This window comes from Psychrobacter sp. NPDC078501 (assembly GCF_044900935.1).
GTDB lineage: Bacteria > Pseudomonadota > Gammaproteobacteria > Pseudomonadales > Moraxellaceae > Psychrobacter.
Window position 1 is genome coordinate 378357 of the sequence record NZ_JBJDOS010000003.1, and the last position, 15122, is coordinate 393478.

At 41.9% G+C, this 15122-nt stretch carries 12 protein-coding genes; 4 read left to right on the plus strand and 8 right to left on the minus strand.

The window, feature by feature from the left end:
* Positions 1-677 precede the first annotated feature (677 nt).
* Positions 678-1958: a citrate synthase gene (gene gltA / locus ACI2IW_RS07375; RefSeq protein WP_057757851.1), complete on the plus strand. Its 1281-nt coding sequence runs from the start codon at positions 678-680 to the stop codon at positions 1956-1958.
* Positions 1959-2090: 132 nt separating this feature from the next.
* On the opposite strand, the gene ACI2IW_RS07380 is transcribed toward gltA, so the two are convergent.
* Positions 2091-3020 (minus strand): hypothetical protein, encoded by a 930-nt coding sequence (locus ACI2IW_RS07380; protein ID WP_404693210.1) that lies wholly within the window; start codon positions 3018-3020, stop codon positions 2091-2093.
* Between the two features lie 219 nt (positions 3021-3239).
* Positions 3240-3773, minus strand: coding sequence for a type IV secretion protein Rhs (locus ACI2IW_RS07385; protein ID WP_404693211.1), 534 nt, complete (start codon positions 3771-3773; stop codon positions 3240-3242).
* A 450-nt stretch (positions 3774-4223) separates the two neighbouring features.
* Here ACI2IW_RS07385 and ACI2IW_RS07390 point away from each other — a divergent pair, with 450 nt between their 5' ends.
* Together ACI2IW_RS07390 and ribBA are read left to right on the plus strand one after the other, a co-directional pair.
* Positions 4224-5513, plus strand: a complete 1290-nt coding sequence (locus tag ACI2IW_RS07390; RefSeq protein ID WP_404693212.1) for a replication-associated recombination protein A — start codon at positions 4224-4226, stop codon at positions 5511-5513.
* A 346-nt stretch (positions 5514-5859) separates the two neighbouring features.
* A complete protein-coding gene (ribBA, locus tag ACI2IW_RS07395) occupies positions 5860-6972 on the plus strand; it encodes a bifunctional 3,4-dihydroxy-2-butanone-4-phosphate synthase/GTP cyclohydrolase II (RefSeq protein ID WP_057757842.1) in 1113 nt (370 codons plus the stop codon).
* A gap of 141 nt (positions 6973-7113) precedes the next feature.
* Here ribBA and ACI2IW_RS07400 read toward each other — a convergent pair whose 3' ends face one another.
* From ACI2IW_RS07400 to ACI2IW_RS07425, 6 genes are all read right to left on the minus strand, one after another.
* A complete protein-coding gene (locus ACI2IW_RS07400) occupies positions 7114-7605 on the minus strand; it encodes an acyl-CoA thioesterase (RefSeq protein WP_404693213.1) in 492 nt (163 codons plus the stop codon).
* Between the two features lie 52 nt (positions 7606-7657).
* Positions 7658-8692: a hypothetical protein gene (locus tag ACI2IW_RS07405; RefSeq protein WP_404693214.1), complete on the minus strand. Its 1035-nt coding sequence runs from the start codon at positions 8690-8692 to the stop codon at positions 7658-7660.
* A 60-nt stretch (positions 8693-8752) separates the two neighbouring features.
* The gene (locus ACI2IW_RS07410; RefSeq protein WP_404693215.1) at positions 8753-9754 is read right to left on the minus strand and encodes a uroporphyrinogen-III synthase; all 1002 of its coding nucleotides are present in this window, start codon (positions 9752-9754) and stop codon (positions 8753-8755) included.
* Between the two features lie 109 nt (positions 9755-9863).
* Positions 9864-10898: a hydroxymethylbilane synthase gene (hemC, locus tag ACI2IW_RS07415; protein ID WP_404693216.1), complete on the minus strand. Its 1035-nt coding sequence runs from the start codon at positions 10896-10898 to the stop codon at positions 9864-9866.
* Positions 10899-11126: 228 nt separating this feature from the next.
* Positions 11127-11864 carry a LytTR family DNA-binding domain-containing protein gene (locus ACI2IW_RS07420; RefSeq protein ID WP_102078269.1) on the minus strand — a complete coding sequence of 246 codons (738 nt, stop codon included), beginning with the start codon at positions 11862-11864 and terminating at the stop codon, positions 11127-11129.
* A gap of 329 nt (positions 11865-12193) precedes the next feature.
* Positions 12194-13126 (minus strand): histidine kinase, encoded by a 933-nt coding sequence (locus ACI2IW_RS07425; RefSeq protein ID WP_404693217.1) that lies wholly within the window; start codon positions 13124-13126, stop codon positions 12194-12196.
* A gap of 332 nt (positions 13127-13458) precedes the next feature.
* Between ACI2IW_RS07425 and argH the strand changes: the two genes are divergently transcribed.
* The gene (argH, locus tag ACI2IW_RS07430) at positions 13459-14832 is read left to right on the plus strand and encodes an argininosuccinate lyase (protein WP_201571919.1); all 1374 of its coding nucleotides are present in this window, start codon (positions 13459-13461) and stop codon (positions 14830-14832) included.
* Positions 14833-15122: the final 290 nt, after the last annotated feature.

Below are 15122 nucleotides of genomic sequence, written 5' to 3' on the forward strand. Positions count from 1 at the left end.
AAAATCTTGTGCCAAACAAATAAAAATATTGGTTAAGAAGAAAATTCAAACCATAGAATGCGGTTTGGTCTATCGTAACACCAGACAATCGTAAATAAGCATGAATAGAAGACGCTCTGAACGACACTATAACATGGTCATTTATTAATTTGCGCAAAGCTAGTGCCAGTTAATTCCTACAATTATAAAATGCCTGAGCGATAATTACAAATTTATCCATTCAGTAAGAATATATACATATTTAATCAATAAATGAATGAATAAGGATAATACTGGTTTTAACAGTGATTATTATGACAAACTTTAATCCGCTTACTAGGCATAGTCTGCCAGTTTTTGGTGTCATTATTTATGAGTTTTGTCTCTAAAATATATTTAAAAACCCAAAATACTGGTCCGGTAATGCTGCTATAAACTTGCTCAAAAATAGAGGAATTTTAAGCAAAATAACCTGACAGACATATTTTGATACAAAAATTACAGCGAATAACTACCGCCACACCGCGCCAATTGGACACATGGTCCATAAAAGTTTTTTCAAATCATCAAGAATTGCTGCTAATATACCCTGCGTACTAAATGAGTTGAATGCACTTTTACCGTTCAACCGACAATGACGCGAGGGTATGCGTCTGTAGTAATTTATTCTAACAAGTCAAACCAATGGAGAGCAATTTATGGCTGATACTAATGCCAAACTAACCGTGAATGGTGAAGAATACGAACTTCCTATTATTAAAGGTACTTTAGGGCGCCCAGTTATCGATATTGCTGCTTTACAAGAATCAGGATTTTGGTCTTATGACCCTGGTTTTAAAGTAACTGCTCCTGTTGAATCAAAGATTACTTATATTGATGGTGGCAAAGGCGAGTTATTACACCGCGGCTACCCTATCGACGAGCTAGCGAACAATGCTGAATACCTAGAAGTTGCTTATGCACTTTTACATGGCGACCTACCTACTGCTGAGCAAAAAGCAGAATTTTTTGAAAAAATCCGTGAGCATACTCCTGTTCATGATCAACTGCGTAAGTTCTTTGAAGGCTTCCGCCGTGACGCGCATCCAATGGCTATTATGGTTGGTGTCGTTGGTGCCTTATCAGCGTTCTATCATGAAGACCTAGACGTGAGCAATGAAGAACATCGCGAAATCACAGCTATTCGTTTGATTGCTAAGATGCCTACGCTTGCTGCGATGAGTTATAAATACTCACAAGGCGAACCGTTCATGTATCCGCGTAACGACTTTAACTACGCAGAAAACTTCTTATACATGATGTTTGCAACGCCTGCTGACGTAGACTACGAGAAAAACGACGTTATCACTCGCGCAATGGACAAAATCTTTACCTTGCACGCTGACCATGAGCAAAACGCTTCTACGTCAACAGTACGTTTAGCTGGTTCTACTGGCGCAAACCCTTATGCGTGTATCGCTGCTGGTATCGCAGCCCTATGGGGACCATCACATGGCGGCGCGAACGAAGCTGTTCTTGAGATGCTAGATGAAATCGGTACTGTTGAGAACGTGCCTGAATTTATGGAAAAAGTGAAGAGCCGTGAAGTGAAGCTAATGGGCTTTGGTCACCGTGTTTACAAAAACTTCGATCCACGCGCTCAAGTAATGAAAGAGACCTGTGATGAAGTACTAGAAGCACTAGGTATCAACGATCCTAAGCTTGAATTGGCGATGGCATTAGAGAAAATTGCGTTAGAAGACCCGTTCTTCATCGAGCGTAACTTATATCCAAACGTTGATTTCTACTCTGGTATCATTTTGAAAGCCATTGGTATCCCAACGTCAATGTTTACCGTAATCTTTGCATTGGCTCGTACTTCAGGTTGGATCAGCCATTGGTTAGAAATGCACAGTGCACCGTTCAAAATCGGTCGTCCACGTCAGTTATACACTGGTGAAACGCGCCGTGATTTTGTAAAAGTTGAAGATCGCAAGTAAGCAAAAATAAACGTTATCCAATAAAAAATCCCGCCATCGTGCGGGATTTTTTATTGTCTTAACTCTCGTTATTTGATATTGACTGTTTTATGAGAAATGACTAACTAAATAAGTTCATAAAAATATAGTCAGTTACTGAAACTCTTTTAACGTTTGCTCATATTTGGCAATCTGTTCATCGTATCCTTCGATAGTTTCATTAAACTTAGCCATTAGAACTTCAAACTCTTGTTGCTGCTTCTGCTTCATTTGCTGCATATCAACCACTTGTTGAGCTTCTATTTGTTCCCATACCTGATGCTGAATAATTAAACGGGCAAGTGCCGGACTTTTTGCACTTACTCTACCAGCAATCTCTGCATGCTCAAATAACTGCGGCACCAACGTCGCCATATTGATTAATGTATCAGAATCCTCTGCGCTCAGCGGTGTTGTCACCGGTTGATATAAGGCATCCATGGTTTGCTGATAGCGTTCTATAATTTGGTCCTCGGTCAACATAACAGGTTTGCGCGGCTCAAGACTGATGCGTTTTAAAACCGTTAAATCACGCTCACCAACTTCAGTGCTAGTATTGACGTCAACCTCTGCATCTACATCTGGATTGCTGTCTATCGGGGCGATATCGATATTCGATGACGCTACTTCTTCAGAACTGGTAGCAATAGTATTTGCAATAAGAGCGGTATCATCGGTCGCTACTTCATTATTATCTGTATTTTCACTATTATTAGTATTCAGTAATAAAAGTTCCTCACTGTCTGACGCATCTGCCGCTTGCAATGACTCATATTCTGCTTGCAATCGTCTCTGTAAACTCTGTGCCTGTGCGACATATATCGGCTGAAACTGTTTTATGCGCGCAGCAGCTGAGTCACTTTTTGGCATAGGCTGACTGTCTTCTACGCTTGTTTTTTCACTGGTTTGACTGTCATCAGCTACAGGCGATGTGTCAGACTGCTGACAGCCTGTCAAAAACAATACTCCTGACAATGCAGCTACAAGCAAAGTCGGTGGGTAGCGGGTATCAACATTAGGCTTTACTGACAAAAATTTAAACATGAGAGTGCATATCCTTTGGTAAAGCAAAATTATTAAAGGGTAAGTTACAATTACGGTTCATTATTCTTTGATTTTTAGCGATACAATTAACTGTTAAATCGTCCAATATAGTTATCCAGTATTTATCCGACTGACCTATGTTTCAGTTAATGTATAGCTCAATCGTTCTATAGCTCGGTTATGACTTATCACAGCCAAGCTTAATCTTAAGCTTGAAAATTAGATGACTGATGGATTATCAGTATTTTTTGTCTTAACAATAGGCTGCACCATCAAAAATGGAATACAAGCTTCCCACTCTTGGCAATTCTGACCACGCTGACGACGGACAAAATAGTCTTGTACCATGCGTGCCTGCTGTTCAATACCATACTTAAAGAACGATTTACCTGTTTCTAACACGTAGTCATATTTTCGGTTGATGATTGCTCCGCGTACCACTTTTAAGCCTTGCTGTAACTGCCATACGTGCGTTAGCTCGTGTATGAGCCAGCTTTGTTTGCTCAGTGGAGCTTCGCTAAAATCCGTAATCCAATCAACTGAATTAAAGTAAATATTGCCATTAGGGCTGACGGCATAATGTTTTAGTACCCACCACGCTGTCTTTAACTGCACTTCATCAAGTTTGATGCTGTCACCAAATACTGAATACGCCAACGCTATCTCGCCAGCTGTCAGATAACGTGATTGCTGCTTGCCTGTATCACTACGCAAGTAGCGATTGAATAAGCGTTTAAGAGTCAGTTCAGACATCGTTAATGCAATACCTTATATTTGATAAGCCATTTTTAGTTTTTAATAGTTAATAGTTAACAGTCGCAATTAGCCAACTTTTCCCATCGATACGGTAGAACTGTTAATAGTAGAGCCGTTAATATAGATGAATGATGAAAACTAAAGTACTCGGGACACAAGCTATACGCTTAGTTAGCTTTCATTAACATATTTTTGCGCTAACCTAGCACGTATGACTTATAACAAGTACCATCCTTATAAACTAGCCTACTTCTACTGCTGATGTCTAATACTCATTACTATTATAAAATTGCTGCGAAAATCATGCCAAACGTATATGAGTGTTGAAACCTCATTAAAATGATAAAGGTAGCCTAGTATGCTGTTATTTGGATTTAACTATAGAGGCTTTGCCGTTACTACCTTTGCAGCTAGTAGATAGTTTTTTATTTTCCGATCGAGAGTCTTATGCCACCTAACTTCCACGCCGATACCCCACTTGCTCAGCGTATGCGCCCTACTTCTCTTACCGATATTATTGGTCAAGAGCATTTGCTGGCAGCTGGCGCACCGTTACGACGTTTAGTAGATCAAGGGCATCTACCCTCGATTATTTTGCATGGGGAAGCAGGTATTGGCAAAACAACCATTGCGATGTTGTTAGCCGATGCCGTTAATCGACCTTTTCATGCGCTCTCTGCGTTAAATACTGGGGTCAAACAGTTACGCGAAGTCTTAGATAATAAAGACTCACTGGCATTTGAATCACCTGTGGTCTTCATTGATGAGATTCATCGCTTTAATAAAGCACAACAAGATGCGCTATTGGGCGCAGTAGAGTCCGGTGATATTACTCTGATTGGCGCTACCACTGAGAACCCATCATTTAGCGTCAACAATGCTCTACTATCACGTTGCCAAGTTTATCGTTTAGAGCCGTTAACACCTGAGCAGATAAGTGCCGTGCTGCAACGAGCCCTTTCAGAAGATAATATACTCAAAAAACTAACCGTCGATTTACAAGCAAAAGATACTATTAGTCAATTGGCCCACGGTGATGCTAGAAAAGCGCTAAACTTATTAGAGTTAGCCATTCAGACCGCTGATGCTAAGCAGTCGCCAGTGATTATTGATGATGAATTGGTCAGCCGAGTGGCACAGACTGCTTTGGTAAGATATGACAAAGATGGTGAGCAGCATTACGATATTATCTCAGCGATGATAAAGTCAGTCCGTGGCTCCGATCCGGATGCGGCATTATATTGGATGGCACGTATGCTCGTAGGCGGCGAGCCTGCTGATTTTATTGCGCGGCGCTTAGTGATTTTGGCCAGTGAAGATATTGGTAATGCCAATCCTAATGCTTTACTCCTAGCTGATGCGGCATTGCGTAGTGTGCAATCTATTGGTATGCCAGAAGCGCGTATTATTTTAGGTCAAGTTGTGGTGTATCTAGCGACCAGTGCCAAGAGTAATAGCACTTACAAAGCGATCAATGCTGCAATGGCGTTGGCTGAAAAAGATGCCTCACCTGTACCGCTACATTTGCGCAATGGCGTGACCAAATTGATGCGTAGTCAAGGCTATGGTCAAGGTTATGCTTATCCGCATGATTATCCTAACCATTACTATCCTCAGAGCTACTTACCAGATAATTTGATTGGTACCAGTTTCTACGAGTTTGCAGATAACCAGCGTGAGCAGCACAGTAAGCAATTTACGGATTGGTTAAAAAGCCAAGCAGCGAGCAATGACTAACTGTGATACAGATCAATAAAAAAGATAACGCACAGATTTACGAGTCAGTTTTAATGGTCATTGATAATATTTATGACTATTTTTGACATACTGAACGATATAGTGGGAAGATGGCGCAGCACGTGACGCTGAAAAGCGTTAAAATAACCTCATAATGATATATACAGGCAATTAAGCGAGTCACTTTTATATCAAATTATATTGCTTATAGCGCGATTTACTTGACCGTAGTAGCGCTTTGCTTGACCGTAACAGCGCTTTGTATTATCTACTGCTACAATAAGCAGATAGAGCCCTATATTCTAAATGACACCTATTTATAAATAATAAAACATTGAGATTTACTATGAGTTTAAATGCAATCCCTGAGATTATCGAAGACATTCGTGCTGGAAAAATGGTCATCTTGATGGATGATGAAGACCGCGAAAACGAAGGTGACATCATCATGGCAGCGACGCATGTCCGCCCTGAAGATATTAATTTTATGATTACTCACGCGCGTGGTCTAGTTTGTTTGACCTTATCACAAGCACGTTGCCAGCAATTGGCATTGCCACTAATGTCAGATCGTAACGAGGCTAAGTTTAGCACCAACTTTACTGTCTCGATTGAAGCGGCTGAAGGCGTCACCACGGGTATTTCTGCTGGTGATCGTGCACGTACTATTCAAGCAGCGGTATCTTCGTCAGCAAAACCTGAAGACATCGTTCAGCCTGGACATATTTTTCCAATTATGGCACAAAACGGCGGTGTTCTTCACCGTGCAGGCCATACAGAAGCCGGTTGTGATTTAGCACGTTTAGCAGGTCTAGAGCCTGCAGCGGTGATTGTAGAGATTATCAATGCAGATGGTACGATGGCGCGCCGTGACGACCTTGAAATATTTGCAAAAGAGCATGACATCAAGATAGGTACGATTGCTGACCTTATCAATTATCGTATCGCTAATGAGCAAACGGTAGAAGAAATTGAGTCACATCCGTTTGAAACTGAACACGGTACTTTTACGCTACATCGCTTCCGTGAGTTTGGCGCTGAAGAAACACATTTAGCCTTGGTAAAAGGTGATGTTAGCGAAGGCGTCAGCACTGTACGCGTGCATGGCTTCCACCCATTACGCGATTTGTTTGCAGCTAAAAATGATATGACTGGCCGTAGTGGTTGGAGCGTACAGTCAGCACTAGAAGAAATCAGTGCTTCAGATCGTGGTGTGCTGGTATGGATTGGTAGCAATCAGCCAGTTGATTTGGGAGACGCGCTGGACAAAGCCGCAGATAATGAGTCGCAATCAACCATTACACAGCAACCTTATCGTAGTATCGGCGTTGGTGCACAGATATTACGTCACTTAGGTGTCCGTGATATGCGCTTATTATCATCGCCAATGAAGTTTTTTGCTTTATCAGGTTTTGATCTAAACGTGGTTGATTTTGTTCATGCACCGCAGCAAGACTAAAAACTGTTTAAGAAAATAGTTGAATGATGAGTTATTAAAAAAGCACGCTGACATTATATTAGCGTGCCTTTTTTGTTTTTAGCTTTTAATTTATAATAATTTTTTTGAAAAAATGAACAATCGACTCACATAGGAACCAACCTAAAGCTCAGGCGTATGACCAAACTTGGCTTCCAATGCTAGCAGCTGTTGACGCTCTGCTGCTGTCCATGGCAATTTACCTTTTCCATCACTATCCAGACGTACTACCACAGCCTCTGCCGTAGCAACGATGATCTCTTGCGCAGTACTATAGTAACTATATTCCATCGCCATACTTGTATTGCCTAAACGCTTACAGCGAACACCTAATAATAGTGTATCAGGATAGGTAACTGGGCGTAAATACTGACAGCTAGACTGAGCTAAAACAGTGACCATACTACCATCAAACATTCCTAGCGCATGCAGATAACTTATGCGTGCTGACTCAGCGTAACGATAGTAAACCACATTATTCAGGTGATTGAAGGCATCCATCTCTCCCCACTGGATAGGCTGATGATGTATAACAGGGTAATGAGCTAGTAATTCAGGGCAGTGTTCGTTTGCTGTATCAGATATAGATGTTGAGCTTTCATTAAAATGGGTCATTGCTTACCTTACGTTTTATATTTTCTGTATTAGCTATTGCGACTAACTCTCGTTAGCGTTGAGGCTTGTCTAAGATTTCTGTCGTCAATAATGGCGTTGGTTTGGGTGCATGAGCAATCAATTGATTTAGCCATACAATTACTTCTGGTATGTCACTCGGTGCTTTCATTGTCTCAAGATTACTCTGACCATCGATTGGTTTTTTATCGGCTTGTACAATGCCAATCGCGCCAGCTTGTACTGACTTTTTATTGTCGCTATTTGAGGCCTTAGGCACCAACGTTTTTAATTGTTTGCGTGCTTGCGTCAAATAGCTGACAAGTTGATCCTGCTTACGCATATTGCTGGCTTGGCTTGCTAAATTCAACGTCATGATGACTTCATGGATAGTGAGCTGACGACGCGTTAGATTTGCGTCATTAGTCGCTGAGGTATCAGTAGCATTGGTTGTTTTGAGCTGCTGCCTGTTCTCAGTAGCTGCATCTACCAGCTCTCGACGCTGTAAATCCGTACCTTCATAACTGCCAAGACGCTCATGACTGTGCAAAAATTCCTGAATGTTTTGAATCGCAAGATTTTGTATTTGCCATGGGCTTGGCTGTGAGCTTTGTGCCTGCAGACGCTCAATATCGTTGAGCAAACTTTGCTTGATAACGATGGTTAGCGCAGGCGCAATCTCATTACTGCTTTGCGATAACTGCCAATGTAGACCTCGCAATAACTCAATCGCGGCACTATCATTACTATCTGCCAACAGTCTATCAGCAGCTTTGATTTGGATACGCAACAGATCTAACTGATTCTGAGCTTGGCTACTGGCCTTAACTCTAGGCTCTGGCAGCGTCTGCTGACTCATGGCAAATAGACGATCGTCCATTTCGTTTAGTCGACTGATTACTTGCTCATTACTCTGCAAACGATCGTTGACACTATGCTGAAAGCGCTGCTGACTAATATATAGCCATAATAATGCAGCGATCAGCAATAAGATAACCAGCCATTGCATCCGTAGCAGCAAAATATTTGCTTGCCGGCGCTGCTGAACAGTAGAAGGATCCTTGGATAAGGACTCAGAATTCATTGACATAAGGCAGTACCGTTATTGGTATAGATAAACATGTTTAAAGCAAATGAAAAGTTTTAGGTATTATATTTTAGAATGAATGGCTGAGAGAATCGTAGCTGGCGACAAATCCTCTACTCGCCAGTAGCTCAACTGCTGTGCGGCAACCATATTGGCAAGACGCTCTCCTAATACAACGTAAGAAAAATCTTTTAACGTAAGCGAAAGCCGCTGTGTTGTATCAGCCACTGCATCAGAATTTTGCTCTTTGTTTATTATCTTTGATTGACCATCATTGACGATATTTGACCAATGCTCAAAAGCCGCCGCACTACTGATCACGACAATTGGCTTTGGCTGCTTTAGTAGAGCAATATCTGACGCAATACTATGAGTAAGAAAATCTTGTTGCCATTGCTGATACTCAGCCATTGCATCGATAGGCATCGTACGCTCGTACCACGCAATACTATCGATATGTACACCGCGCGCCTGCAATGTATCAACCAATAATCGTCGTCCACCAAGCCCGCGCCATATCAGCAATTTATCGTCTGCTTGTAAGCTATCAATTTCAGGCATTGCTAGCATGCCTTCGTTATTGGCCGTCTCAGGCTGAAGTATTTGATAGTCTGTTGTATCTATACGCACCTGACTGAACTCTGCTGCCGTTGCTTCACCAACCGCAACCAGAGGGCTAGGTAATGACAAACCTTTTGACAATCTCTGCGCATAGTTGTCATTACCGTCTTTCGCTTTGTATTTACGCTTTTCATGTTCAAGTGATTGCCAAGCGACTAGCCCTGAAGCTGCCGCAGTTGGACTGACGATAACAAGCGCTTTGTACTCCCCCGCCATCCACTGACGCATTAATGCAACATCTAAATCAGTTGTTGGACGTGGTCGTAGCGTCAACATTGGCATCTCAACCACTATCAATCCTGCCGCTTGCAAATGCTGAGTCAGCGGTGCTGCTCGCTCTACTGGGCGAGTATTGATGACAATTCGCGGCATTACTTTTGACTTCTCATTAGAATAATTCTTATGAGAAGTTATGTATGTAGATTGAGTTGGCACTGATGACATCGATATACCATGACAAAAACGAATGAAAAAGGCTTAAGTATATAAAAATGGCTGATGCTTAGATCAGCCTATCTTACGGTTAATCAAACCTATAGCAACTGTACTTTTACTACTCAGGCTGATAAATGGCTGACAAAATATCTCCTGCGCCATCGGCAAGTAGCATTTCTGCGACATCGATACCCAATTGGTTGGCTTGGGCTTCTTGCTCAGCTTGTGTCCCAACCAACGTAGCTCGTTTGTCTGCCTTCAACAATTCGCTACCATCGGCCTGACCCACTCGACCGCGTAGCCACAGCACATTCCCGCTGTCGTTATTGCCATTATCACCATTGTTATCATTATTAACGCTGGTTTCTTCAGCTGTCTGCAGAACTGCATAAGCGGCGATCGGTACTTGGCAACCGCCCTCTAAATGACGGTTCAGAGCACGCTCAGCAATAAGTCGAATACGGGCTTTATCATCATTGAGTGGTGCAAGTAATTTAAGTACTTCTTCATCGCCTTCACGGCATTCGATTGCTAAGGCACCTTGCCCGACTGCAGGTAGGCAAGCTGCGATATCAAGCTCACCGCGTATTCTCTCGTCCAGCTCAATACGTTGCAAGCCGCTGGTTGCCAGAATAATGGCATCGTATTCACCAGCATCTAGCTTGCCCAAACGAGTGCCAACATTGCCGCGCAAGGTTTTGATTTGCAGGTCAGGACGATAGGCTTTGATCTGGCATTGACGACGTAAACTCGATGTCCCAACGACTGCACCTTGTGGTAGCTCATCAATACTATTATAAGTGTTTGAGACAAAGGCATCTGTTGGTGAGGCGCGTTTACAGTAGACGCCTAATGTTAGGCCTTCAGGAAGCTGCATCGGTACATCTTTTAGCGAGTGCACTGCAATATCTGCTTGTTTGTCATACAGCGCTTGCTCAAGCTCTTTTACAAATAATCCTTTGCCACCGATTTTGGCCAAAGGTGTGTCCAAAATCTTGTCACCCTTAGTGACAATTTTTAGTAAATTAATCGTCAGATTGGGATACAACGCCAATAAACGATCACGAATATGCTCAGCCTGCCATAAGGCTAAAGGACTTTGACGTGTAGCGATATTTAGAGTAGTCAAAACAGGTTGCTGCAGATTGCTCATAAAGGGCCTCAATAAGTTCGATACTAATACTATAATGGCTATAGTCCCTATGTCAGTACTGTTCATATTTATACTGAATAATATCGATATTACTCGATAGGGCAAATTTGCCAAAGCATAGGCGACTCAAATGATTAATAGTAGATGCTGACGCAAAAAAATACCCCTATTTAAGCATAAATAAGGGTTTGATGATATGGAATGATTGGTCGCTATCAGGACAGCCTATTACATACTTTGGATTTTATCACGTAAGGCAGGTAAGTGACGACGACTGACCGCTAGCGTCTCATCAATACCTTTAAAACGTATCTGATACTGGCCTGCATCCAAAGTTTCTAGAAAGTCCAAATAACTAAGGTTGATGATGGCATTGCGATGTACTCGGAACAGACGATCATCAAACTCTTGCTCTAACTCTTTTAGCGTTTCATCAATCAATACCATGCCGTCTTTGTGACGCACTTTGACGTATTTTTGATCTGCGGCAAAATAGTAGATATCCTTTAGCTTAATCAGTTCAACACCGCGATGCGTACGAGCAGCGATATGTTCACGTATCGGACGTGCTGTCGGGTCTTCAAGCTTGCGAATTTCATTTAGTTGAGCAGCATTTAAGTTCTTTGCTTTGTTTAATGCCTCTAGTAGCTCATCTTTGTTTGCAGGTTTCAGCAAATAGCCAATTGCATTGGCTTTTAACGCTGCGATCGCATAATGGTCGTATGCCGTCACAAAGATAATCGCTGGTGGATGCTCAAGTTTGGCAAGCTCTTGAGCACAGCGCACTCCGTCCATTTCAGGCATTCGGATATCTAATAATATAATATCTGGCTGCTGGGTTTTTACAGCGACGATGGCTTCTGCACCTGTTGTGGCCTGAGCAACTACCTCATGGCCTGACTCCTGTACAATTCTCACCAAGCGCTCACGCGCTAGGGGCTCATCATCACAAACTACGATACGCATGCAAACTCCCATCCAAGGACATACTTAATATTTTTTTCAATAATATTACGGCTATATTAGCACTCATTATCAATCACTTAGAATATAAAATCTAAATTATTTAATAAAATTCTGACGAAAACTACCAGTTTTTATAGCGGACAATATACTCCTGCTATAGGTAGATTTTATATGGTGTAATTGTGTTTCACGGTAGTTATGATATTACTGACTCGTAATTATTATTTATCAAACACAAACTATGATACCTGTACACGATATTGCAATAAGTATGCCAAATAGGCTTTTAATAATTAAAAAAAGAGAGAAAGTTAATAAATAACAGTAAGTTACAAGCCAACATCTTGTAGAGGATAGTCGATAATGGTGATAATTTGAGTACTGGCTACCGAGCTTTGGATATCAGCACTTTGTCCAAAATATGCGCGCAAACGATCAGCTTGAATATAGAAATTCATATGTTGGCGCAAGTCATGATTGATTATTAGTGTCTTTTTGGGAAGCGCAACATCAATCATAATTTTAACTCGGTGTTGTTCCCACGTGACTTCGATATTAATGCAGATAGTTTCTGTGGTCATCTCTACCACATTGAGCAGTATTTTCTCTAGCACGCTTTGTAGCGTTAGCGCAGTGATAACCATGTCGTACATGATATCTTCTTCAGGCAACTTCCAATTGACTTCGAGCTTATCTGCTAGACGACTAGATTCGATTGCCAAATAATGCTCACAAAGGTCAACCTCTTCTTCAAAGCTAATCTCACGTGTACCACTAAAACTAGCACGGAACAATGCAGAAACGTGCTGTAATAAATCAGCGGCTTTGGGCGGGTTCGATTCAATCAGAGATACGAGAGTATTGATAGTATTAAAGAAAAAGTGCGGGGCCGTACGGGCTTTTATTAGGTCGTTTTGCGCAGTCAATTTATATTCAAAGGACAACTTAAGCGCATTAAGCTCACGGTAGCTACGCAAAAAATATAATAAAAATACAGTGGTAAAACCGCCCGCCAACACTGTATTGAGCACAATATTCAATACAAACGTGCGACTATCATATGTTAGCCAACCGAAATTAATCATAGATAACGTTACCAACGCCATCGAAACTGCAGCAGCAAACATCAGTAACAGTACTATTCGCATACTTACGCTAAGAATACTGGCATTTTTGAAGGCAGGGCGTAGATAGTCAACTAAATACAGTGAGGGAATAACCGTCAGAGTGTTTTGAGTAAAGCTACGTACAAACTGAATCATGAAATCGGACCAAGTGGCTAGACTATGGCGCTCCATTACCGTTAGGAACAAGGACCAAAAAAAGATATATGTCAGCCACTGCCAAGGCCTCATGATTTCCATGAGTTTAGGAATAAAAAACTCTAAGCGTGTAGCTAGTAAGGCAACCTCATCATTTGCTATACTCGAGTTCTTATTCTTTTGACTTGTCTTGTACCGATATGAACGCCAATTCTTCAAAACCTAGTAATCCTGAATCAAGTAAAAGTTCATCTGACTCTGATTTTAGCACAGATGCTTCTATAACAAGTACCAGAACGCAGACTGCGCCTGCTAGTAGCCAAGGTCAACAAATGTGGGGCGGACGCTTCAGTGAAGCGACAGATAGCTTCGTTGCTGCTTTTACTGCTTCTGTGGGCTTTGACCAACGCTTTGCTCGTCACGATATTCAAGGCTCGATTGCGCATGCAACGATGCTAAAAGAATGTGACATTTTAACTGCTGATGAAGTTGCCACTATTATCGATGGCCTGCAGCAAGTATTGCGCGAGATTGAAGCAGGTGAGTTTAACTGGTCGATCGCTCTGGAAGACGTGCATATGAACGTCGAGTCACGTTTGACTGACATTATAGGCGCCGTTGGTAAAAAGCTACACACTGGTCGTAGCCGTAACGATCAGGTAGCCACAGACATTCGCCTATGGTTGCGCGAAGAGACTGATAATATTATTGAGTTATTAGTACGTTTGCAAAGTGGTTTACTTGATTTGGCTGAGCAACATACTGATACTATCATGCCAGGCTTTACTCATTTGCAAACAGCACAGCCTGTTAGCTTTGGGCATCACGTGATGGCTTGGTTTGAGATGTTGTATCGCGATACTGAGCGTCTTGTCGATGCACGTCGCCGTATCAATCAGATGCCACTTGGTAGCGCAGCGCTTGCTGGTACGACTTTCCCAATCGATCGTACCATTACTGCTGAATTGTTAGGTTTTGAAGGTATCTGTCAAAACTCACTCGATGCTGTTTCAGACCGTGACTTTGCGATTGAGTTTACTTCAGCGGCTTCTATCCTGATGATGCATATGTCGCGTATGAGCGAAGAGATTATTCTTTGGATGTCAGCGCAGTTTAATTTTGTGCAGATACCAGATCGCTTCTGTACAGGCTCATCAATCATGCCGCAAAAGAAAAATCCTGACGTACCTGAGTTGGTACGCGGTAAAGCGGCACGTGTCTTTGGTCAGTTGATGACTTTGCTTAGCCTAATGAAGAGCCAGCCGCTCGCCTACAACAAAGACAACCAAGAAGACAAAGAGCCTTTGTTTGATTGCGTTGATACGTTGACAGGTTCGCTATTAGCGTTTGCTGATATGCTACCAAATATCACGCCAAACGTCGATGCCATGCGTGCTGCTACGATGAAAGGCTATGCAACTGCAACTGACTTGGCAGATTACCTAGTACGTCAAGGCGTAGCATTCCGTGATGCCCATGAAGTGGTTGGTAACGCTGTTGCTTTAGGCATCAAAGAAGGTGTTGATCTAAGTGATTTATCATTGGCACAGCTACAGCAATTTAGCGATGCTATCGGTGAAGATGTCTTCGACTATCTAACGCTAGAAGGCTCATTAGCAGCTCGTGACCATTTAGGTGGCACTGCGCCAAACCAAGTTAAGCAAGCGGTGGTCAATGGCCGTGCTCGCTTAAAAGCCTTTGCTTAATCATTAATTTGCAAATAACAGCCAACTTGTTAATTTAAATTTAACACCCGCTACTTATGCGGGTGTTTTTATTTGTCCTATGACCTTTACCGGTTTAGCCAATGTCATTTTCAAAATATCACTAGCTTTGAAAATCTAAATAAAAAGGCTGAATGTAGATAATATTGTCATACACCAACTACCAAAGACTTTATAACAAATAGATAGAGGCTTGACGATATACATTAGTACCCTTTGCTAAATCTACCAAGACCGTTATCATAGACTCATATGATATTTGATTTAACCAC

Bases quoted from the DNA above. Each gene is read 5' to 3' on its own strand.
- gltA (WP_057757851.1), top strand. From the start codon at position 678: ATGGCTGATACTAATGCCAAACTAACCGTGAATGGTGAAGAATACGAA.
- ACI2IW_RS07380 (WP_404693210.1), bottom strand. From the start codon at position 3,020: ATGTTTAAATTTTTGTCAGTAAAGCCTAATGTTGATACCCGCTACCCA.
- ACI2IW_RS07385 (WP_404693211.1), bottom strand. From the start codon at position 3,773: ATGTCTGAACTGACTCTTAAACGCTTATTCAATCGCTACTTGCGTAGT.
- ACI2IW_RS07390 (WP_404693212.1), top strand. From the start codon at position 4,224: ATGCCACCTAACTTCCACGCCGATACCCCACTTGCTCAGCGTATGCGC.
- ribBA (WP_057757842.1), top strand. From the start codon at position 5,860: ATGAGTTTAAATGCAATCCCTGAGATTATCGAAGACATTCGTGCTGGA.
- ACI2IW_RS07400 (WP_404693213.1), bottom strand. From the start codon at position 7,605: ATGACCCATTTTAATGAAAGCTCAACATCTATATCTGATACAGCAAAC.
- ACI2IW_RS07405 (WP_404693214.1), bottom strand. From the start codon at position 8,692: ATGTCAATGAATTCTGAGTCCTTATCCAAGGATCCTTCTACTGTTCAG.
- ACI2IW_RS07410 (WP_404693215.1), bottom strand. From the start codon at position 9,754: ATGTCATCAGTGCCAACTCAATCTACATACATAACTTCTCATAAGAAT.
- hemC (WP_404693216.1), bottom strand. From the start codon at position 10,898: ATGAGCAATCTGCAGCAACCTGTTTTGACTACTCTAAATATCGCTACA.
- ACI2IW_RS07420 (WP_102078269.1), bottom strand. From the start codon at position 11,864: ATGCGTATCGTAGTTTGTGATGATGAGCCCCTAGCGCGTGAGCGCTTG.
- ACI2IW_RS07425 (WP_404693217.1), bottom strand. From the start codon at position 13,126: ATGATTCAGTTTGTACGTAGCTTTACTCAAAACACTCTGACGGTTATT.
- argH (WP_201571919.1), top strand. From the start codon at position 13,459: ATGTGGGGCGGACGCTTCAGTGAAGCGACAGATAGCTTCGTTGCTGCT.